We start from the raw sequence: 21,340 nt of genomic DNA on the forward strand, positions 1-21,340 counted from the left end.
AACGTAGGCAGTGCTGGAAACTAATAGCAGCGATGAGGAGCGCTCAGGCGACTGCTGTGTCGGGCCGTGACAGGGTGACCTGGTTGCGGCCTGAGTTCTTGGCACCATAGAGCGCCTGATCTGCCTTGGCGATCAGAGAGGTGACATTTGTCATCTCCTTCTCAGCACCATCGCCAATGACCGCGCCGATGCTGATTGTCACGGCAATCGGCTCATCAATCTCCGGCACATCAAAGGGAGTGCTGTTGATCGCGTTGCACAGGGCAACTGCGGCCTCGCTCGCCTCGTGTTCATTGGCCCCGGGCAGGACGATCATGAATTCCTCGCCGCCAACCCGCGCCAGCAGATCCACCGGGCGTAGGTGGCTTTGCAGTCTCCGGGCGGCTTCGATCAGCACCGCGTCGCCGGCTGGGTGGCCATAGCGGTCGTTGATCTGCTTGAAGTGATCGAGATCTGCCAGCATCAGGGCGAATTTATCGCCGCTTTCGGCGGCGCTGCGGGCGGTGCGGTCCAGAAATGGTTTGGCATAGCGGCGGTTGAAAAGCCCGGTCATCGGATCTTCGACAGCGGCGCGCAGCCCGTTACGGACGCTGTCGCGCAGCAGGTCGTGGCGGTGCTTGTATTGCAGTTGCGTGCCAAGACGCAGCGCCAGTTCCTCGACGTTGAACCCGTTTTGCAGCACATCATGGGCGCCGCGGTCCAACGCTTCGGCCGCGATATGCGCATCGGCCGGATTGGGCACTGCGATGACCACCGACTGACGGGTGGTGGCACGGGCTCTCAGATCGGCCAGAAGCCGCAGGCCGACGCCCGACGACATTTCGTTCAGCTCGATAATGAAAACATCGGCGACGGGATCGCTCATCAACGGTTGGATGTCACCGATCTGATGGGTGCGGATGTCATGCGGCACGTGGTGGGACAGACGGTCCTGCCAGTCCCGCGCGGTCTGGATATCCTCGGCCACCAGCGCCACCGTTGCCTTGATGTTGTGGGGGGAGCGGCTACGGTCGGTCAGGGGCAGGACAAAGCCATGCGAGGCATCGCGCTGGAGGTTCAGTTCTTCATTGGCGCTGCGGGTGCGCAGCAGGCTGCGGATCCGAGCCTGCAGGATCACATCGTCCAGCGGTTGCGGCAGCACGTCGTCGATCCCTGCCGAAAGCGCCTCAAGCCGCCGCATGGGGTTATCCGTGCGGCTGACGGCGATCACCGGCACATCCGCCAGGCTGTCGTCGCGGGTCAGTTCCCGTTTCACATCTGCGGCGCTGCCATCGGGCAGGGAGTTGGCGGTCAGAACCAGATCGGGGCGGCAGCCACGGGCAATTTCCAGCACACCGGAGACCTGTGTCGCCAGCACGACATCATAATAGGCGGCAGCAAGCTGCACCTTCATCATGATGCGATTGGTTGATACACCGTCTATGACCAGAATGGTTCCCTGCACGCGCAATCCTTTCGAGGCATGCGTTTCGATGACTAGAAGTTTTCACCTCTGCTGGTTAATAAACCCTTTCATATTTTCATTAAAATGGCCACAAAGTGTCAGGAAGGTGCCGACATGCAGTTTTCCGCCGATCAAGCTGAAACCATTGCCTTGCAGGCCCTTGCCTGGCTGTCCGGAAATGACGAATTATTTCCGGTGTTTATGGGCGCAACCGGGGCCAGCGAGGATGATTTGCGCAGCCGCGCCACCGATCCGGAATTTTTGGGCTCGGTGCTCGATTTCTTAACGATGGACGATTCCTGGGTTATGGAATTCTGTGACAGTCTGGGCCTCAGTTATGAGACGCCAATGCACGCGCGGATGGCGCTTCCGGGTGGTGCGCAGGTTCACTGGACCTGATATGCAGTGCTCTGACCCTATTCTGATCAGGACCTTGTGATGCCGGTAGATGCTTTTCTGTTCGACAAGGACGGAACCCTTTTTGATTTTGCTGCCACCTGGAACAGCTGGGCGGCCGGGGTGCTGAAAAGCCTCGCGGGCGGGGATGTGGCCCTCGCAGGCGCCATGGCCGACACGCTGCGGTTTGATCTGGAGCGGGAGTGTTTCCATCCGGACAGTTTCGTGATCGCGGGCACCAACGGTGAGGTGGCGGCGGCCCTGGCGCCCCATATGCCGCACATGAGCGAGGCCGAGCTGGAGCGGTTTCTGGCCGAAGGCGCAGCCAATGCGGCGCTAGCCGAGGCCGTGCCGCTTGCCGATTTCCTGGACGGGCTGCTGGCGCGGGGCAAGGTGCTGGGGGTGATGACCAATGATGCCGAAGTGTCGGCGCTGAGCCAGCTTGAGCGGGCAGGGGTTCTGGACCGCTTCACCTTTGTCGCCGGGTTCGACAGTGGCCATGGTGCCAAACCGGATGCCGCGCCGCTCTTGGCATTCTGCAAGGCCTGTGGCGTCGCCCCAGAACGCACCGCGATGGTTGGCGACAGCCTGCATGATCTGCAGGCGGGGGCGGCGGCGGGCATGCGCCGTCTTGGGGTGCTCACCGGAATGGCCAGCCATCAGGATCTGGCGCCTCACGCCGATGCGGTCTTGCCGGACATTGGCCATATTCCCGAATGGCTCGACCGCGCGGGCCAGCCAGCGGCGCAATAACCTGCGATCCTGACGTGATGTTGCTGTGCGGATCTGTCCGCGCAGCCAAAAATTTGGGCTGAACTGTTCACTTGTGTCCAGAAAATGCCTCCATGCACCCCGGGGAGTGAAAAAACGACAGCGGATGTCGTGAACGGAAAGGTTGCAGGCCTCGTTCTCGGGCCAGTTGAACGGCGCAAGAAAACACAGACGCTTCAACAGGACGGAGGTCATCATGGCACGAGCAACAGCGGGACGCAGGCGCGGCGGCGGCAGAGCAGGCGCGGCGGCCCGGCGCGGAGACGCGGCACTGGCGCAGATGCCTTGGTCGATCCCGGTGAACATTGACCGTCCCATTGAGCCGCTTAGCCCGGAAGGTGTTGAAGCCATCCACGATGGCGCCATGCGCATCCTCGAAGAGATCGGTATCGTCTTCCTCAACCCTGAGGCGCTGGAGATTTTCAAAGAAGCAGGCTGCCGTGTAGAAGGCGATCTGGTGCGGATGGACCGCGAGTTCGTGATGGAGATGGTGGGCAAGGCGCCGGACAGCTTTGACATCACCCCGCGCAATCCAGAGCGCAGGATCCCCATTGGCGGCAATCATATCCTGTTCGGTAATGTTTCCTCCCCGCCCAACTACTGGGACATGGAGCTGAACAAGAAAGTCGCGGGCACGCAGGAGCAGTGCCGGAACCTTCTGAAGCTGACGCAGTATTTCAACTGCATCCATTTCGCCGGTGGATATCCGGTGGAGCCCGTGGATATCCATGCCTCTGTGCGCCACCTTGATGTGCTTTATGACAAGCTGACGCTGACCGACAAGGTGATGCACGCTTACTCGCTGGGCAAGGAGCGGGTTGAGGACGTGATGGAAATGGTGCGGATCGCCGGGGGGCTCAGCCATGAAGAGTTCGAGTCCCGCCCGCATATGTACACCAACATCAACTCGACCTCGCCGCTGAAGCATGACTTCCCGATGATCGACGGCTGTCTGCGGTTGGTCCGCAAGGGGCAGGCGGTGGTTGTGACGCCCTTTACCCTGGCCGGGGCGATGGCGCCTGTCACCATGTCGGGTGCAGTGGCGCAATCGCTGGCGGAATCGCTTTGTGCCATTGCGTTGTTCCAATATGTGCGGCCCGGTACGCCCTGTGCGATTGGCACCTTCACGTCAAATGTGGACATGAAATCCGGTGCTCCCGCCTTTGGCACGCCAGAATACATGCGCGCCACCCAGATGACCGGCCAAATGGCGCGCTACTACGGTCTGCCGATGCGCTCTTCCGGGGTCTGCGCGGCCAATGTGCCGGATGGGCAGGCCATGTGGGAAACTTCGAACTCCCTCTGGGCGGCGGTGCAGTCGGGCACAAATATGGTCTACCACGCCGCTGGCTGGCTGGAGGGCGGTCTGATCGCCAGCCCGGAAAAGTTCATCATGGATTGCGAGGTGCTGCAGCAGATCCAGCGCTACTTGCAGCCGCAGATCTGCGCCACCGGCCCCGAGGAGATTGCTCTGGATGCCATCCGGGAGGTCGGCAACGACGGGCACTTCTTTGGCCTGAAGCACACTCAGGACCGCTATACGGATGCATTCTATCAACCGTTCCTCAGCGACTGGCGCAACTATGAAGCCTGGGAGGCGGCAGGTGCAGTCTGGACGCCGGAGCGGGCGCATAAGATCTATAAGGACATTTTGGCCGATTTCGAGGCGCCGCCGATGGACGACGCGATCCGCGAGGAGCTGGGCGATTTCGTGGCCCGTCGCAAGGCCGAAGGCGGCGCACCCACAGATTTCTAATCAAAATCGGCGACAGGGAGTCATAAGGGAAACGCCAAGCGTGGGGTCAAAATGACCCGTGGCCCTCTGATTCCCTGTCATTTTGTCCAAATGGCCAGAAAGTTTGCATGCGCAGATTTTCTGATTGCTGCTGTCTGCCCGGATTGTGAGCCGCAGGTCGGAGACAGAGCGCGGCGGTCTCAGTTTTGTTGACCGAGATAGCTTGTGTTTTCCTTGCAGTCTTCGTGGTTTACGCAGACTCTCTTGGCAGAGTTCCGTGTCAGAATAGTGAAAACCTGGGGTGGTTTTCCGACTGGTTTCCTGAGGTATTTGGCCGAATTTCGTGCGCTTTCAGGGCCGCGTTGGCTAAAACCACCGACGTTAATCTAAGAGAAAATTAGGGAAGTATCTCTAACCTTGCATGTAAATGAGCGTCACTAAAGGACCAGTCTACTATGCCTACGTTTCTCTACCGATTGCCGGCCCGTATCTATGCGCTGGCAGGATTGGGGGTTGCTCTTGCCGCCGCTTTGACCTTTGTGCTCCTGACCCGCGCTGTCGACAACGCCTACGAGATGCGGGAAAAAGAACTCGACAGCCTGACCGATACCATGGTCAGCGTGCTGGCCGATCTGGAGGCGCAGGTTCAAGCAGGTTCCCTGACCCCGGAAGAGGCCCAGGAACGCGGGATCGCTGCGGTTGAGACGCCGCGCTTTGGCACGGCAGGATATTTCTTTGCCCTGAACCGGCAGAACTACATGGTTGCCCATCCGGTCGCCAAGCAACTGATCGGCAAGGATCAGACCATGTTCGAAGACGTCAATGGCGTCCTTGTGTTTCAGGAATTCCAGAAGATCGCGGATTCGACGGGCCACGGTCCGCTCATTTTCCATTTCAACAAGCCCGACTCGGACATCCCCGAGGCAAAGATGGGCTATGTGAAGCTGTTCGAACCTTGGGGCTGGATCGTCGGCACTGGCGCTTATGTTGCGGATATCGAAGCGGATGTTGCCGCCATGCGTAATTCTGCCCTGATCGCGCTGGTGATCGGACTGGCAGCCATGGGGGTTGCAGCCTTCTTCTTGGCGCGCAGCGTGATTAAGCCGGTTGAACGGATCAAAGACCGCATGCAGTCCATGGCCGAGGGTGACACCAGTGCCGAGATTCCGGGATTGGCGAGCCACAGCGAGATCGGCGATATGGCGCGCACGCTGGACGTGTTCCGTACTTCTCTGATCCGCCAGAAGGAACTTGAAGCCGAACAGAAAGAGCGGGATCAGGCGCAGGCTCAGGTGGTGCAGACGCTGACCAGCCGTCTGTCGGTTCTGGCCAATGGCGATCTGACGGTGCGTATCGACAGTGCTTTCCCCGAGGACTATGAGGCGCTGCGACTGGACTTCAACCGGACGGTCGAGAACCTCAGCGAAACCGTGTCGAAAGTGGTTGAATCCGCGTCCAGCATCCGCAATGGCGCGGCCGAGATCAGCCAGTCTTCGGATGATCTGTCGCACCGCACCGAAAGTCAGGCCGCGACTCTGGAAGAGACCGCCGCCGCGCTGGATGAGCTGACGGCATCGGTCAAATCCGCCGCCGATGGCGCCCGCAGCGTCGAGAACATCATGGATGAGGCCAAGCAGGAAGCCGAAAACAGCGGTGTTGTGGTGCAAAGCGCAGTTTCGGCGATGACCGAGATCGAGCAATCCTCGACCCACATCGCCCAGATTATCGGTGTGATTGATGACATCGCCTTCCAGACCAATCTTCTGGCGCTGAATGCCGGGGTCGAGGCAGCTCGCGCTGGCGAAGCAGGTCGCGGCTTTGCGGTGGTTGCCTCCGAAGTGCGCGCGCTGGCGCAGCGGTCCTCCGACGCGGCGATGGAGATCAAGACTCTGATCGGCGACAGCTCGAAGCAGGTGGAACGTGGTGTGGATCTGGTCGGCAAGGCCGGCGATGCGCTGCAGAACATCGTCGAACGGGTCAACCACATCTCGAAACTGGTGACCGATATTGCTGAAGGCGCGGCCGAGCAATCGACCGGTCTAGGTGAGATCAACACCGGTGTGGTGCAGCTGGATCAGGTGACCCAGCAAAACGCCGCCATGGTGGAAGAGGCAACCGCAGCCGGGCATATGCTGAACAGCGATGCCACCAAACTCGCCGAACTGGTCGCCCACTTCAAGATCACGGGCGGTGGCAACATCACTGCAATGCCGCAGCCCTCGGCGCCGAGCACGCCGACCGCCCATGGCGAAGATGACTGGGATCTGGAGGAGATCACTCCGACTCCCGTCGCCGCGACGGACGGAAATGCCGCCATCGATAAGTGGCAGGATTTCTAAGGCGAGCGATTTCCGTCTCTGAGAGGGGAGACCGGGCCTTGTGAACTGGTTCTCCTGCTCAGAAGGCACGCAAGGCGCAGAACATAGATCAAAGAAAACGCCCGGCATAAGCTGCCGGGCGTTTTTGTTTTGCGATACCGCAGTGCGGGGACAATCGCCCCCGCCGCAGTGTCAGGTTCAACCGATGATGGCGTTCAGCGTAGCGCTGGGACGCATCACGGCAGCTTTCTTGGTTGCATCGGGGTGATAGTAACCGCCGATGTCCGCCGGTTTGCCCTGAGCAGCGGCAAATTCAGTCACGATCTGCTCTTCCTTGGCGGCCAGAGTTTCGGCGATCGGTTTGAACTCGGCTGCCAGATCCGCATCCTCGGTCTGCGCGGCCAGGGCTTCGGCCCAGTAGCGGGCGAACCAGTAGTGGCTGTCGCGGTTGTCCGGCTCACCCACTTTGCGCGAGGGCGATTTGTTGTTGTCCAGAATACCCTGAGTCGCCACTTCGGCTGCGCTGCCCAGAACGCCTGCCTTGGCGTTGCCCTTGGCATCGGCAAGGAAGTTCAGCGACTCGCCCAGTGCGCAGAATTCACCCATGGAATCCCAACGCAGGTGGCTTTCTTCGACCAGCTGCTGCACGTGTTTCGGAGCCGAACCACCGGCGCCGGTTTCGAACAGACCGCCGCCATTCATCAGTTTCACGATCGACAGCATCTTGGCCGAGGTGCCCAGTTCCAGGATCGGGAACAGGTCGGTCAGATAGTCACGCAGCACGTTGCCGGTGATGGCGATGCTGTCCTTGCCTGCGGTGATGGTGTCCAGCGACTGGCGGGTCGCTTCGCGCGGCGCCATGATCATGAACTTGTCGGCTACGCCAGCGGCTTCGAGCGCCGGTTTGACGTATTTGATCAGCTCGGCATCATGGGCACGGTTTGCGTCCAGCCAGAAGATCGCCTCGGAACCGGCCAAGCGCTGACGGTCGATGGCCAGCTGGATCCAGTTCTCGATCGGCGCCTTGTTGACGGTGCAGGCGCGCCAGATGTCACCGGCCTCGACGTCCTGGCTGTGCAGGGTGTCGCCATTGGCAAGCACGATGCGGATGGTGCCGTCTGCCGGGGCTTCAAAGGTGGTGGGGTGGCTGCCGTATTCTTCGGCTTTCTGCGCCATCAGGCCGACGTTGGCGACGGAACCTGCCTTGGTCACGTCGAGCGCGCCGTTTTCTTTGAAGTAGTTGATCGTCTCATCATAGACGGTCGCGTAGCAGTTGTCGGGGATCACGCAGTTGGTGTCGCCCTTGTTGCCTGCTTCGTCCCAGCCTTTGCCGCCGGCACGGATGACTGCAGGCATGGAGGCGTCGATGATTACATCGGACGGCACGTGCAGGTTGGTGATGCCCTTGTCGCTGTCGACCATGTACATGGAAGGACGGTCGAGCGCTGCGATCTCGGATTTGATCTCAGCCGCGTTGGGCAGCGTGTCGATGGCGGCCAGAACGGCGCCCAGACCCGAGTTCGGCGAACCACCGGCAGCCGCGATCGCCGCGCCGTGTTTGTCCCACACCGGCCCGAGCCAGGCTTTGACGGCATGGCCAAAGATGATCGGGTCCGAGACCTTCATCATGGTCGCTTTCATGTGCAGCGAGAACATGGTGCCGTCGGCCTTGGTGTCCTCAATGGCATCGGCCAGGAAAGAGGACAGCGCCTTGGCGGACATGAAGGTTGCGTCGGTCACGGTGCCTTCACCCAGCGACCAGCCGTCTTTCAGCACGGTGACAGAGCCGTCCTTGGCGACGAACTCGATCTTCGCGTCACCGGCCTGTGCGGCGGTGATGGTCGCGGATTTTTCGTTCGCATAGAAATCGTTGCCCGGCATCGAGGAGACTTTGGTCTTGCTGTCTGCCGACCATGTGCCCATCGAATGCGGGTTGTTTTGGGCGTAGTTCTTTACCGCCTTGGCCGAACGGCGGTCCGAGTTGCCTTCTCGCAGGACCGGGTTCACGGCAGAGCCTTTGAGGGTATCGTAACGCGCGCGGATCGCCTTTTCGGCGTCACTCTGCGGGTCTTCGGGGTAGTTCGGGATGTCATAGCCCTGCGCCTGCAGTTCGGCGATGGCAGCGGTCAGCTGCGGCACCGAAGCAGAGATGTTCGGCAGCTTGATGACATTGGCGTCGGGGGTTTTGACCAGCTCACCGAGGGCCGCCAGATCGTCGCTCTGGCGCTGCTCTTCGCTCAGACCTTCGGGGAAGGTCGCGATGATGCGGCCGGCCAGCGAGATATCCTTGGTTCCGACAGAGACACCAGCAGCCGAGGCGAACTTGCGGATGATCGGCAGGAAGGACGCCGAGGCCAGCTCGGGCGCTTCGTCTACGATGGTATACAAAATGTCGGGGTTTGAATTTTCTGTCATATTCCACAACCTTTCAGCGATATCGGAAGCTTTGTTGACTTTGGGCGGCGGCGCTTCACCTCCCGGGTTTTGGTGATGTCCCGGGCGCGTTGCCGTACATATCGCCCCCCGTGTAAAACACGCGGCGCCGGGGCGCAATTGCCTGCTTGGATTTTCAAGGGCGCAGTTTGACGCGGGGTCGCGAATTCCCGCGGATATTGGGTTGAAACGCCCGAATGCGAGGCATTTTCCAGTGTTCGGACGCCGGTCTGCACCAATTGTAGTGCGGAGAGTGTCGTTGGCCTGCCTTAGAATCGCGGACCTGGCCGTGCAGGCGGCGGGGCTGCAAAGCCGCGTTGACCCTGTCGGTCGGCTCTGCCACCTATGACAGTGAACACTGCCCCGGTCCGGAGACCTCAATGCCGTCCATTCGTTTCCTGCACACCTCTGATTTGCACTTAGGCAAACGGTTCGGGCGGTTCGCAGAGGAAACGCGGATGGCATTGCTGCAGGCGCGGCAGGAGATTCTGGCCCGGCTGGCAAAGCTGGCGCAGGCACATGACGCCACGCATGTGCTGATTGCCGGAGATATGTTCGACACCGAAACACCATCGGATCGGGTGCAGCGGCAGGCCCTTGCGGCCATGGGCGCGGCGCCGGAGCTGCAATGGTGGATCATCCCGGGCAACCACGACAGCGGCGCGGCAGAACCGCTATGGGCGTCGCTGCGCAGTCATTTGCCGGAAAATGTACATCTGCTGATGACGGCTGAGCCGGTGCAGATGGCGCCCGGGGTCATGTTGCTGCCCGCGCCCTGTAGCCATCGGTTTCCGGGGCAGGACCTAACCGCCTGGATGGACGAATGCGAAACCGGGGATAACGCGCTGCGGATCGGACTGGCCCATGGTGGTGTGCTGGAATTTGGCAGCAGTGCGGCGGGCGGCGGCGACAGCGCCGAGACGATCTCACCGCAACGGGCCCAGGCGGCGCGGCTGGATTATCTGGCGCTTGGCGACTGGCATGGCCGGTTCGAGGTCAATCCGCGCACGCAGTACAGCGGCAGCCCCGAACCGGACCGGTTCAAACACGCCGGGCGTGGCCAGTGCCTGCTGGTCGAGCTTGCAGGTCCCGGGCAGGCGCCGCTGGTGCAGCCCATTGAAACCGGTCAGTACCATTGGCAGGAGGTGGCGCTGGACCTGACGCCTGAAACAGATCCAGAGGCGGCGATCACGGGCCTGTTGCCGCCGGAGCGGGCCGACTGGCGGTATCATCTCATGTTGATGCGAGCGTCGGGCTGGGTGACGCCGCCGCAGCGGTTGGCGCTGGAACAGGCGGTGGCGCGCTATGCGCCGGAGTTCTGCCACCTGGAGCTGGATCTGTCCGCAGTGGGCACCGAACATCAGGCCAGGGATCTGGATCTTATCGCCCGGGGCGGCGCACTGCGGGTTGCCGCGCAAGAGCTGATGCAGGCCGCCGAGGATCCGGCCCTTGCCGAACAGGACCGCAGGGTGGCCAGCGCAGCGCTCAATCGGCTTTTTGCCTATACGCAGGATGATGGTGACGGGGGAGAGCGCGCATGAAACTCTGCTCTATCCGGCTGGAGAACCTGCGCCGTTTTACCGATCCGGTGGAAATCACCGGTATCGGGCCGGGGCTGAACGTCCTGGCAGCCCCGAACGAACAAGGCAAATCCACTATCTTTGATGCGCTTCACGCGCTGTTTTTCAAGGACGCTAAGGCCTGGGACAAGGAGATCCGCGGGCTGGTGCCGCACGCAGGCGGTGATCCCCGGGTCGAGGTCGAGGTGGACCACGAAGGCGCCCGCTATCGCATCGCCAAGCAGTTCTTCAAAACATCCGGCAAAGGCGAGGTGCGGATCTGGCGCGAGGGGACGCTGCTGCATCAGGCCGACGCGGCAGAGGCCTGGCTGAAGGCGCTGATCAAACCGCCCAAGGAGGATGGTCCGTCGGGACTGTTGTGGGTGCGGCAGGGGCTGACCTCGTTCGAGGATGCCAAGGAAACGCTATCCGCGCGGCGGGATCTTTTGTCCTCGGTCGCGGGTGAGGTCGAGATGGTGACCGGCGGCCAGCGCATGGATGCGATCCGGCGGCAGGTGCGCGAGGCGCTGGATCAACTGGTGACCACGCGCGGGGCCCGCAAAGGCGGTGCGCTCGATCTGGCCGAACGCGCCGTTGCCGATCTGGTGCAGCGCCGGGATCAGCTGAGCGCGCAGGTGCAGGAGCTGCGACAGCTCCTGGATCAGCGGCGGGCTCTTCAGGTCGAGCAGGCGGCGCTGAATGACCCGGAGGAACGCGCAGAACTACAGGCGCGGATTGAGGCGGCAGAGGCTGCGATGGAGGCCGCCAACCGGCATCAGGAGCAACTGGCGCAGGCCTCCCACGCGGTGCAGCTGGCGGAAACCGTGCTGGAAAACCATCAGCGCAAGATCGCGGAGCTGACCGCGCGGCTGGAGGAGGCGAGCGCGGCGAAGGCAGCCGTGGCCGAGACATCAGAGGCCGCAGCGCGGGCGCACGTCACGTTCGATGCGCAAGAAGAGAAAAAGCGGCATCTGACCGAGGCGGCCACACAGGCCCGCGCGGGCGCGAAAAAGGCGCGGGCCGCTCTGGACGCGGTGCAGCTGGCGATTTCAGTGGCGCAGGCAGAGGGGCTGCGCCGCGATCTGAGCGACCGGCTGAAACAGGCGCGGGCGCAGGCAGAACAGATCGACAGGCTGGCCAAGGCTGCCGCATGCGGACCTGATGAAGCGGTGTTGCGCCGGATCGAGGCTGCGCGCGAGGCGTATAATCTGGCCCGGCGGGCGCAGGAGGCGACCGCGACTGCGGTGACCGTGCACTACCAGGCGGGTCAGGAGGGCGGCATCCACTTGGAAGGCGCCGGGGTTCCGGACGGGAAGCGGTTGCCGCTTCCGGGCGGTGGGCGGCTGGTTGTGCCGGGGGTAGCAGAGATTGACATCCATCCGGGTCAGGCTGGTGGCGCCGAGGCGCTGGAGCAGGCACAGGCCGCGCTGACGCAGCTCTTGGAGCAGGCCGGTTGCACCAGCGTCGAGGAGGCCCGCACGCGGCACAAGGCACGGCAGGAGGCGCAACAGCAGCGGCAGGAGGCGCAGACCCTGTTGAAGGTACTCGCCCCGGATGGGATCAAGGCGCTGATCGACCAGCTGGAGGCGCTTCCACAGGCACCTGAGGCGGACACACCGGAGGAGGGGGGCGCTCCCTTGCCAGACCGGGCAGAGGCCGAAGCTGCCTTCCGCGCCGCCGAGCAGAAGGCCGAGGCGGCGGAAAACGCGCTGGAGGCCATTCACAGCGCGGCAGCAGACTCCCGTCTGGCGATGGAGAGCGCCTCGACACGCGCAGATGCGGCGGCGCAGCGGCTGGCACGGGCCATGGCTGCGGTCGAAGGGCAGGAGCAGGCGGCAGAGGTGCTTCAGCGCCTGTCGCAGGAGCTGCCCGCTCTGCAGCAAAACCTGTCACAGGCCAATGCCACCGAAACCGCCCTGCGCCAGGCAGCCCCGGATCCGGCGCAGACCCGTGCCATTCTGCAGCGGGCGAAATCGGCTCAGGAGGCTGCACGCCAGCGGGCGCAGGATGTTGCGCGAGATCTGGCCGTGTTGGAAACCCGGATCGCCACCCACGCCAGCGCTGCAGTCGAAGAAGAACTGGCCGACACCGAGGGGCAATTGGACCGGGCGCAGCACCGTCTTGCGGCGGTTGAATTCGAGGTTGCGGTGCTGCGCCGTCTTGATGCGGCGCTGGAACGTGCAAGATCTGAGGCGCAGGAGCACTATGTCGGGCCGGTGATGGCGGAATTGCGCCCCCTGTTGCGGATGCTCTGGCCAGAAGCGGAACTGTCGGTGGATGCCGGTAAGGTGCTGCCCGAAGAATTGCAGCGCGGCGGTGAGACGGCGGCCTTTGACAGCCTGTCCGGGGGCACGCAGGAGCAGATCGCCCTGCTGGTGCGACTGGCTTTTGCCCGGTTGCTGGCCCGTTCAGGCCATCCTGCGCCGGTCATTCTGGACGATGCGATCGTCTATACCGATGATGCGCGGATCGAGAAGATCTTTGATGCGCTGACCATGCAGGCGGATGAACTGCAGATCTTGGTGTTTTCCTGCCGTCAGAAAGCCTTTCGCGGGCTCGGGGGAACGCAACTGACGATCCGGCCCGTAGAGCCGGGCAGCCAATAGCAACCAGGACCCGCCCAAGGCTCGCTGGGGTTATTCGCGAATTTCCTCGGGGTAAACGCCCCAGATCGTGGTCTTTGGCGTCCAGCCACTGTAACCACCGGCAGAGATTTCGCACCAGTCGATGGTGCATTCTCCCAGACGCGCAACCACACCCAGTTCAAAGGCGGCGGTCACCGGTGCTGCCTTGTCCGGCCGGGAATGAACCGTCAGCAGATCCTGCTGCACCAGCGCCATGCGCACGCCGGAAATCAGCGTGTAGTGCACCCATCCGCCGGCGTTGTCATGGTCCCGCACGCGGCGCCAGTGCCCGTATTCGGCGGTCACCTCCAGAGGCATGCCGCGCCGTTTGAACACCCAGTCGATCCGGTGGGTCAGCGAAGGGCCGCGCCGGATGTTGGCCTCGGAAGCTTTCATCGAAACGAAGCGGGGCAGGGGTAGATTCGTGACCGGGCCACGCGCGTCCTTGGCCATTGCCCCATGCGCAGCTGCCACAGTCGCGCAAATGGCCACCGCAAGAAGGCGCAATTTCAAAGCCGTCATATTCACCGCCTGCTCGTTCTGTGCCGGTTCCGGCGCCGGTCCGGGGGCTGGCCTGCCGTGTCAGCCCGGTTTCTTGTCCGGTCGCGTCCGCGTGTCCATAGGTCATAGGATCAGATGATCTGGAGGGAAAGACCCGAATGTCGCGTCACTTGGACCGAGGAGGCGGAAGGGTTCTTGTGCCTGCCTGCATCCTGCGCCACGATGCCATGGAGGTGCAGGAACTGAAAAGCCATGGGAGAGCGCAAGTGGTAAGAGAACGTCTGACTGTTGTCGTTACGCGACGGTTGCCGGAACCGGTCGAAACACGGCTGAGCGAGCTGTTCAACGTGCGGCTGCGCAGCGATGACACACCGATGACGCGCAGCGAAATGGCCGAGGCGATGCAAGAGGCCGATGTGCTGGTTCCGACGGTGACCGACACCATCGACGCGGCACTTCTGGCGCAGGCCGGGCCGCGGCTGAAACTGATTGCGAATTACGGCGCCGGTGTCGATCACATTGACGTGGCCACGGCGCGGCAGCGCGGGATTCTAGTCTCCAATACGCCGGGCGTGCTGACCGATGATACGGCGGATATGACCATGGCGCTGATCATGGCGGTGGTACGCCGGATTCCCGAAGGTCTCGCCCTGATGCAAAAGGGCGAATGGGACGGCTGGGCGCCGACCGCGATGCTGGGTGGGCGGCTGGCGGGCCGTCGCCTGGGTATTCTGGGCATGGGCCGGATCGGTCAGGCCGTTGCCCGCCGGGCCAAGGCATTCGGCATGCAGATTCATTATCACAACCGCCGCCGCCTGCGCCCGGAGATCGAGGAAGAGCTGGAAGCTACCTATTGGGAGAGCCTGGATCAGATGGTCGCGCGGATGGATGTGATCTCGGTCAATTGCCCGTCCACGCCCTCGACCTTTCACCTGATGAACGCGCGACGTCTGAAGCTGATGAAGCCGGATGCGGTGATCGTCAACACATCGCGCGGCGAGGTAATCGACGAACACGCGCTAACCCGGATGCTGCGCGCCGGAGAAATCGCCGGGGCGGGGCTGGATGTCTATGAACATGGCACCGACATCAACCCGCGCCTGCGCGAGCTGCCCAATGTGGTGTTGCTGCCGCATATGGGGTCGGCCACCATCGAAGGGCGGATCGAGATGGGCGAGAAGGTGCTCTTGAATATCAAGACATTCGAGGATGGCCACCGCCCGCCGGATCAGGTGGTTCCGGCCATGCTGTAACATAGGATTGATCTTTGCGACGCGGGCCAGTGGCCCGCGTTTGCGTTTTGGCCCGCGCCGGTATTTTGGGGTGGGGTCATTTCTTGGAGGAGGCGATGGTGAAGAAGATCTTTTTGATGTGCCTGTGCATGTCCGCAGGCACGTTGAGCGCGCAGCAGGCTGCAGATGCGGTGGCGCCGGAACCGGCTGCAAAAGGCGGGGCCGAGGCGCTGTCGCCCCAGGTGGCTTCTGCGCTCAAGTTCAAAGACGCCGGTCTGCCGGTCGAGGCGGACAACTGGATGGTGGCTGCAGCCAATCCTCACGCGGTGGAGGCCGGGGCGGCCGTGCTGCGCGCCGGGGGCACGGCGGCGGATGCCATGGTTGCGGTACAGGTGGTTCTGGGACTGGTCGAACCGCAATCCTCAGGGCTGGGCGGTGGTGCCTTTCTGGTCTGGTACGATGCGGAAACCGGCGAGATGACGACGCTGGATGGGCGTGAGACCGCGCCGCTGGCGGCCACACCGCGGCTGTTTCAGGATGACAGCGGCGCGCCGCTGAAATTCTTCGACGCTGTTGTCGGGGGTCGCTCTGTGGGCACTCCCGGCACGCCTGCGTTGTTGGAAGCAGCCCATCGCCGCTGGGGCAAGGCCAACTGGCCGTCACTGTTCGAGGCCGGAATTTCGCTGGCCGAGGAAGGGTTTTCTGTGTCGCCGCGTCTGGCCGGGCTGATCGAACGGGACGCCGAGCGCCTGTCGCGGTTTTCCGCAACCGCCGAGTATTTCCTGCCGGGGGGCAAGCCGCTGAAGGCGGGAGACAGGCTGGTCAACCCGGCCTATGCCGAGGTGCTGCGAAAACTGGCCACAGAAGGCGCGGATGGGTTCTACACCGGGCCGGTTACAGCGGATATCGTGCGCACGGTGACCGGAGCCGTTGGCAATCCCGGCGTTCTCTCCGCTGTCGATCTGGCGCTTTATCAGGTCAAGGAACGCCCGGCGGTCTGCGCCGAATACCGCGCGTTTGAGGTCTGCGGCATGGGGCCGCCGTCCTCCGGGGCGCTGACCGTGGGGCAGATCCTTGGCATGCTGGGGCAATACGATCTGGCGGCGCTGGGCGCCGAAAGCCCCGAGGCCTGGCGGTTAATCGGCGATGCCTCGCGGCTCGCCTTTGCTGATCGGGGCCGCTACATGGCGGATAGTGATTTCGTGCCGATGCCCACCAAAGGTCTGGTCGATCCCGCCTATCTGGCAGAGCGTGCGAAACTGCTGGCAGGCGACGATGCCTTGCCCGAGGTGGCGCCGGGCGCGCCGGAATTCGACCACGCGGGGCTGACGCCGCAGTGGGCCGATGATGCTTCGATCGAGTTCCCTTCGACCTCGCATATCTCGATCGTGGACCGCTTTGGTAACGTGCTGTCGATGACCACCACCATCGAAAACGGCTTTGGCTCGCGGCTGATGACCAACGGGTTCCTGCTCAACAATGAGCTCACTGATTTCTCCTTCCGCACGCACCGGGATGGGGTGCCGATTGCCAACCGGTTGGAGCCGGGCAAACGGCCGCGCTCCTCAATGGCGCCCACCATCGTGACCAAGGACGGCGCGCCGGTGCTGGCCATCGGATCGCCCGGCGGCAGCCGGATCATCGGCTATGTGGCCTCCTCGATCATTGCCTGGGCTGATTGGGGCATGGATGTTCAAAAATCCGTGTCCCTGCCGCATGCGGTGAACCGGTTCGGCACCTATGATCTGGAAGAGGGCTCGGCAGCGGTTGGATTGGAAGCACCGCTCACGGACATGGGGTATAAGGTCAATGTCCGGGGGCTGAATTCAGGTCTGCACGCGATTGAGATCGGTGAACGGTTGAAAGGCGCTGCCGATCCCCGCCGCGAAGGCATTGCCCTGGGGGAGTAAATAATGCGGACCGGGGCGCGAATGGTCCATCACCGCGCCCCGTCAGCCCCACTTGCGTCTGCAGGTGTTGAGACTATATTGCCGCTCGTGTTGACGTGACAACACGAGCCTGGAGGAGAAAGGACGACCCATGGTGCAAGCCACTTCACTGCCGCGGAACGAGCCGGGGATCAAAGCCGCCATAGGCGTTCTGAAACAGACATTCGGTGACCGGCTTCAGACCGGGCAGGCCATCCGTGAACAGCATGGACACACCACCACCTGGATCGAAACCCAGGCGCCGGATGCGGTTGTCTTTCCCACCTCGACCGAAGAGGTCGCCGCCATCGTAAAGACCTGCGCCGAATATGGCGTGCCGGTCATTCCCTTTGGCACCGGAACCTCGCTTGAGGGCCATGTGAACGCTCCTGCAGGCGGCATTTCCGTGGATATGGCCCATATGGACAAGATTCTGGCTGTCCACGCCGAGGATTTGGATGTGGTGGTGCAGCCAGGGGTGACGCGCGAGCAGCTCAACACCTTTCTGCGCGATCAGGGTCTGTTCTTTCCCATCGACCCCGGCGCCAATGCTTCGCTTGGCGGGATGGCTGCGACGCGGGCCTCGGGCACCAACGCGGTGCGCTATGGCACGATGAAAGACAACGTGCTCGCGCTTGAGGTCGTCATGGCTGACGGCGAGGTGATCCGTACCGCCCAGCGGGCCAAGAAATCCTCTGCCGGATACGATATGACCCGGCTGATGGTTGGCTCCGAAGGCACCCTTGGCCTGATCACCGAAATCACCCTGCGCCTGCAGGGCATCCCAGAGGCGATCCGCTCTGCCCGCTGCGCCTTCCGCTCGGTGGATGATGCCTGCCGCGCGGTGATGATGACCATCCAATACGGCATTCCCGTCGCCCGGATCGAAATGCTGGACGCGATGAGCGTCAAGGCCGCAAATACCTATTCCAAGCTGGACCTGCCCGAAGTGCCGCTGCTGCTGCTGGAATTCCACGGCTCCGAAGCGGGCGTAGTGGAGCAGGCCGAGATGTTCAGTTCCATCGCCGAAGAGTTCGGCGGTTTCGATTTCGAAGCAACCTCCACCGCGGAAGAACGCAACAAGCTCTGGCAGGCGCGCCACGATATGTACTGGGCCTGCCTCGGCCTGCGCCCCGGTGCCAAGGGGATTTCAACCGACGTCTGCGTGCCGATCTCGCGGCTGGCCGAATGCGTCTCTACCGCCCGCGAAAAGGCAGAGGAAATGGGACTGATGGCGCCCATGGTCGGCCATGTAGGCGACGGCAACTTTCACGCGCTGCTGCTGATCGACATGGACAGCGCCGAGGAGCGCGTCAAGGCGGATGAATACGTCGGCTGGCTCAACGATCTGGCGATTTCCATGGATGGCACCTGCACAGGTGAACATGGCATCGGGCAGGGTAAACGCCCCTATCTGACCAAGGAACTTGGCGCCGCGACCCGCTATATGGCGGCGGTCAAGGCAGCACTGGATCCGGATAATATCCTGAACCCGGGTAAGATCATTTCCGATTGATCAAAGCGATTAAAATCACGACCCTTGAAGGGCGGTGCGGGCGTGAACCTGCGCCGCCCTTTTGCGTTCGGCGCGGGGCAGGGCTTCTGTCGCGTAGCGAAGATTCCGCACGGCAGGGCGCGAAAGGTCGGTTTTGTCGACTTTTGCGTCGGATGGATTTCGCGGTGATTTCAGGAATTCCGGCATACCATTGCCAAACCTTAGTCATTTCTTCCGGAGAAGCGGGATATGAAAACCCAAGTCAAAGCACTGGTTGTCGGCGGTGGCGCCGTCGGGACCTCGATCGCCTATCATCTGGCCAAGGCGGGCTGGGACGATGTGATGCTGATCGAACGGGACGAGTTGACCTCGGGCTCTACCTGGCACGCGGCCGGCCTTTTGCCGCTGTTCAACATGTCCTATGCGACCACCCACATCCACAAGTACTCGGTCGATTTTTACAAGACGCTGGAAGAAGAAACCGGCCTCAACGCCGGGTTTGCTGTGGTGGGCAACCTGCGTATGGCGCAGACGCAGGAGCGTATGGATGAATACATGCTCTATGCCTCGACCGCCGAGACCTGCGACGTCGATTACGAATGGCTGACCCCGGAGCAGATCAAGGAACGCTGGCCGCTGATCGAGACCGGCGACCTGAAGGGCGCGATCTACCACACCGAGGATGGTTATATTAACCCCGCCGATGTGACCCAGGCGATGGCCAAGGGCGCCCGTCAGCGCGGTGTCGAGATCGTGCGCAAACTGCAGGCCGATGCCTTTCACTGGAATGGCACCCACTGGGAAGTCACCTGCACCAAGATGGTCGAAAAGGGCGGCAACCTCGTCGAGAGCGACGAGCAGGTGGTGATCACCGCCGAGCATGTGGTGACCGCCTCCGGCAACCACGCGCAGCGCACCGCCAAGATGCTGGGTATCAAGATGCCCGCGATCCCGGTCGAGCACACCTTCATCGTCATGGACAAGGACCCCGAGCTGGTCAAATGGCGCGAAGCGGGCAACCCCGAGCACCCCGTCGTGCGTGATGCCGACAATGAATCCTATGCCCGTGAAGAGCGCGGCGGCTGGATCCTCGGCATCTATGAACATGGCGCGCCCGCGCGGTTCGAGCATGGCGTGCCGGACAGCTTCCGCGCTGATCTGTTCCCGTTGGATCTGGACCGGATCGCCGATCAATACATGGCGATGGCAGAGCGCGTGCCCTCCTGTGCCGAAAGCGGCCTCAAGGACGATTTCAACGGCCCGATCTGCTATACGCCCGACGGCAACCCGCTGGTCGGCCCGGCGCCCGGTCTGCGCAACATGTGGCTGGCCGAAGGCTTCTCCTTCGGCATCACTGCTGCGGGCGGCACCGGCTATTACCTGGCGCAGATGATGGTCGATGGCGAGGCCGAGATCGACATGGCGTCGCTCGACCCCAAGCGGTACTCCTCCAACTGGATGACGACCGAGTTCGCCGCGCGCAAGAACGAGGAAGCTTACGAGCACGTCTATATCCTGCACCACCCGGACGAAGAGCGCCCGGCCTGCCGCCCCCTGCGAACTTCGCCGGCCTATGACCGCCAGGCGGCCCGCGGTGCGCAATTCGGCTGGGTCAACGGCTGGGAACGCCCGAACTATTTCGGTCCGCTGGACGCGCCGGAGAACTTTGATCACGATGCACGTTCGTTCCGCCGTGGTGGCTGGTGGCAATACGCGGTCGAAGAGGCCAAGGCGATCCGTGAAGGCGTCGGCCTGATCGACGCGACCGCTTTCACCAAACACGTGGTTAAGGGCCCCGGTGCCACTCAGTTCCTCGACTGGTTCACCTGCAACAAGCTGCCCAAGGTGGGCCGTATCAACCTGACCTATGCGCTGACCTCGGCCGGGACCACCCGCACCGAATACACCATCGTGCGCAACGGCGAGAACAACTATTACCTCGTCTCTGCGGGTGCCTGGACCGAATATGACGCGGATTACCTGCGCAAAGCGGCCGAGGACAAGATGGAGGAGTTCGGCTATATCGAGATCCAGGACGTGACCACCCAGTGGGGCGTCTTCGCCATCGCCGGGCCGAAGTCCCGCGATGTGCTGAAAGAGGTGATCAAGGACGCCGACCCGGAGACCGCGCTCAGCAACAAGCGCTTCCCCTGGCTGTCGGCCAAGCAGATCGAACTGGGCATGTGCCCGGTGAACGCGATCCGCGTGGCTTACACGGGTGAGCTGGGCTGGGAGCTGCATCACCCGATCGAGATGCAGAACTACCTGTTCGACCTCTTGGAGAAGGCAGGCGAGAAGCACGGTATGAAGCTGGTCGGCGCCCGTGCCCAGAACTGGCTGCGTCAGGAGAAGAGCTACCGCGCCTTTGGGCACGAGCTGGGCCGCGACGCGACCCCGCTTGAGGCAGACCTGCCGCGCTTTGTCGATCTGGAGAAGGACTTCTACGGCAAGGACGAAATGGTGGCCAAGGGCATCCGCTCCAAATGCTGCACCATTCTGATCGACGGTCCGTCCGACACCGATCCCTGGGGCCGCGAGGCGCTCTATGCCGAGGATGGCACTCGCGTCGGGCGTCTGACCACCGGCGGCTATTCGGTGGCCTTCGAGAAGAGCATCGGCATGGGCTATGTGAAGCCCGAGTTCGCGGTGGAAGGCACCAAGCTGAAGGTCAAGATGCTGGACCAGCTGTGGGATGCGGTCGTGACCTGCGACAGCCCCTATGATCCGAAGAACGAAAAGATCCGTGTGAACGGATAAATCAGCAAAGCCCCGGCCACCGTGCTGGGGCTTTTTTGTTGGAATGACGGACCGGTCGCGCTTTGCTGCCGGTTGTCCTGCTTCTTTTTCCGACTACCCTTTGCGATGTGCCGTGCATGGCTGTGGCGTCTGCGGGCTTGTGATCGA

General features: G+C 62.5%; 13 protein-coding genes. 10 read left to right on the forward strand and 3 right to left on the reverse strand.

Annotated features, from left to right (window positions below):
• Positions 1–43: 43 nt before the first annotated feature.
• Complete coding sequence (locus SM764_RS03895; protein WP_369001052.1) at positions 44–1,444, reverse strand: diguanylate cyclase; 1,401 nt, start codon at positions 1,442–1,444, stop codon at positions 44–46.
• A 114-nt stretch (positions 1,445–1,558) separates the two neighbouring features.
• On the opposite strand from SM764_RS03895, the gene SM764_RS03900 reads away from it, so the two are divergent.
• The 4 genes from SM764_RS03900 to SM764_RS03915 all read left to right on the forward strand — a co-directional run bounded on the left by SM764_RS03900 (position 1,559) and on the right by SM764_RS03915 (position 6,685).
• Entirely contained in the window at positions 1,559–1,843 is a 285-nt protein-coding gene (locus tag SM764_RS03900; RefSeq protein ID WP_274834746.1) for a DUF3572 domain-containing protein, read from the forward strand.
• 39 nt (positions 1,844–1,882) lie between these two features.
• Positions 1,883–2,593 (forward strand): HAD family hydrolase, encoded by a 711-nt coding sequence (locus SM764_RS03905; RefSeq protein WP_369001053.1) that lies wholly within the window; start codon positions 1,883–1,885, stop codon positions 2,591–2,593.
• Positions 2,594–2,807: 214 nt separating this feature from the next.
• Positions 2,808–4,367 (forward strand): trimethylamine methyltransferase family protein, encoded by a 1,560-nt coding sequence (locus SM764_RS03910; RefSeq protein WP_274837437.1) that lies wholly within the window; start codon positions 2,808–2,810, stop codon positions 4,365–4,367.
• Positions 4,368–4,801: 434 nt separating this feature from the next.
• Entirely contained in the window at positions 4,802–6,685 is a 1,884-nt protein-coding gene (locus SM764_RS03915) for a methyl-accepting chemotaxis protein (RefSeq protein ID WP_369001054.1), read from the forward strand.
• A gap of 177 nt (positions 6,686–6,862) precedes the next feature.
• On the opposite strand, the gene SM764_RS03920 is transcribed toward SM764_RS03915, so the two are convergent.
• Positions 6,863–9,079 (reverse strand): NADP-dependent isocitrate dehydrogenase, encoded by a 2,217-nt coding sequence (locus SM764_RS03920; RefSeq protein ID WP_369001055.1) that lies wholly within the window; start codon positions 9,077–9,079, stop codon positions 6,863–6,865.
• A 398-nt stretch (positions 9,080–9,477) separates the two neighbouring features.
• Here SM764_RS03920 and SM764_RS03925 point away from each other — a divergent pair, with 398 nt between their 5' ends.
• Entirely contained in the window at positions 9,478–10,638 is a 1,161-nt protein-coding gene (locus SM764_RS03925; protein ID WP_369001056.1) for a metallophosphoesterase family protein, read from the forward strand.
• Positions 10,635–13,262 (forward strand): AAA family ATPase, encoded by a 2,628-nt coding sequence (locus tag SM764_RS03930; RefSeq protein ID WP_369001057.1) that lies wholly within the window; start codon positions 10,635–10,637, stop codon positions 13,260–13,262. Before SM764_RS03925 ends, SM764_RS03930 begins: the two co-directional genes overlap by 4 nt.
• A gap of 30 nt (positions 13,263–13,292) precedes the next feature.
• Here the strand turns inward: SM764_RS03930 and SM764_RS03935 are convergent, their stop codons facing one another.
• Complete coding sequence (locus SM764_RS03935; protein WP_425537296.1) at positions 13,293–13,802, reverse strand: SH3 domain-containing protein; 510 nt, start codon at positions 13,800–13,802, stop codon at positions 13,293–13,295.
• A gap of 245 nt (positions 13,803–14,047) precedes the next feature.
• Between SM764_RS03935 and SM764_RS03940 the strand changes: the two genes are divergently transcribed.
• From SM764_RS03940 to SM764_RS03955, 4 genes are all read left to right on the forward strand, one after another.
• The gene (locus tag SM764_RS03940; RefSeq protein ID WP_065273552.1) at positions 14,048–15,034 is read left to right on the forward strand and encodes a 2-hydroxyacid dehydrogenase; all 987 of its coding nucleotides are present in this window, start codon (positions 14,048–14,050) and stop codon (positions 15,032–15,034) included.
• Positions 15,035–15,129: 95 nt separating this feature from the next.
• Positions 15,130–16,923: a gamma-glutamyltransferase gene (gene ggt, locus SM764_RS03945; protein ID WP_369001058.1), complete on the forward strand. Its 1,794-nt coding sequence runs from the start codon at positions 15,130–15,132 to the stop codon at positions 16,921–16,923.
• A gap of 130 nt (positions 16,924–17,053) precedes the next feature.
• Complete coding sequence (locus SM764_RS03950) at positions 17,054–18,457, forward strand: FAD-binding oxidoreductase (RefSeq protein ID WP_369001059.1); 1,404 nt, start codon at positions 17,054–17,056, stop codon at positions 18,455–18,457.
• A gap of 228 nt (positions 18,458–18,685) precedes the next feature.
• Positions 18,686–21,193: a GcvT family protein gene (locus SM764_RS03955; protein WP_274836274.1), complete on the forward strand. Its 2,508-nt coding sequence runs from the start codon at positions 18,686–18,688 to the stop codon at positions 21,191–21,193.
• Positions 21,194–21,340: the final 147 nt, after the last annotated feature.

The sequence above is a fragment of the Pseudophaeobacter sp. 1A16562 genome (assembly GCF_041008785.1).
GTDB classification, from domain to species: Bacteria; Pseudomonadota; Alphaproteobacteria; order Rhodobacterales; family Rhodobacteraceae; genus Phycobacter; species Phycobacter gallaeciensis_A.

Excerpts from the sequence above, each read along its gene's own strand:
- SM764_RS03900 (WP_274834746.1), top strand. The coding sequence starts at position 1,559 with ATGCAGTTTTCCGCCGATCAAGCTGAAACCATTGCCTTGCAGGCCCTT.
- SM764_RS03905 (WP_369001053.1), top strand. The coding sequence starts at position 1,883 with ATGCCGGTAGATGCTTTTCTGTTCGACAAGGACGGAACCCTTTTTGAT.
- SM764_RS03910 (WP_274837437.1), top strand. The coding sequence starts at position 2,808 with ATGGCACGAGCAACAGCGGGACGCAGGCGCGGCGGCGGCAGAGCAGGC.
- SM764_RS03915 (WP_369001054.1), top strand. The coding sequence starts at position 4,802 with ATGCCTACGTTTCTCTACCGATTGCCGGCCCGTATCTATGCGCTGGCA.
- SM764_RS03920 (WP_369001055.1), bottom strand. The coding sequence starts at position 9,079 with ATGACAGAAAATTCAAACCCCGACATTTTGTATACCATCGTAGACGAA.
- SM764_RS03925 (WP_369001056.1), top strand. The coding sequence starts at position 9,478 with ATGCCGTCCATTCGTTTCCTGCACACCTCTGATTTGCACTTAGGCAAA.
- SM764_RS03930 (WP_369001057.1), top strand. The coding sequence starts at position 10,635 with ATGAAACTCTGCTCTATCCGGCTGGAGAACCTGCGCCGTTTTACCGAT.
- SM764_RS03935 (WP_425537296.1), bottom strand. The coding sequence starts at position 13,802 with ATGACGGCTTTGAAATTGCGCCTTCTTGCGGTGGCCATTTGCGCGACT.
- ggt (WP_369001058.1), top strand. The coding sequence starts at position 15,130 with ATGGTGAAGAAGATCTTTTTGATGTGCCTGTGCATGTCCGCAGGCACG.
- SM764_RS03950 (WP_369001059.1), top strand. The coding sequence starts at position 17,054 with ATGGTGCAAGCCACTTCACTGCCGCGGAACGAGCCGGGGATCAAAGCC.
- SM764_RS03955 (WP_274836274.1), top strand. The coding sequence starts at position 18,686 with ATGAAAACCCAAGTCAAAGCACTGGTTGTCGGCGGTGGCGCCGTCGGG.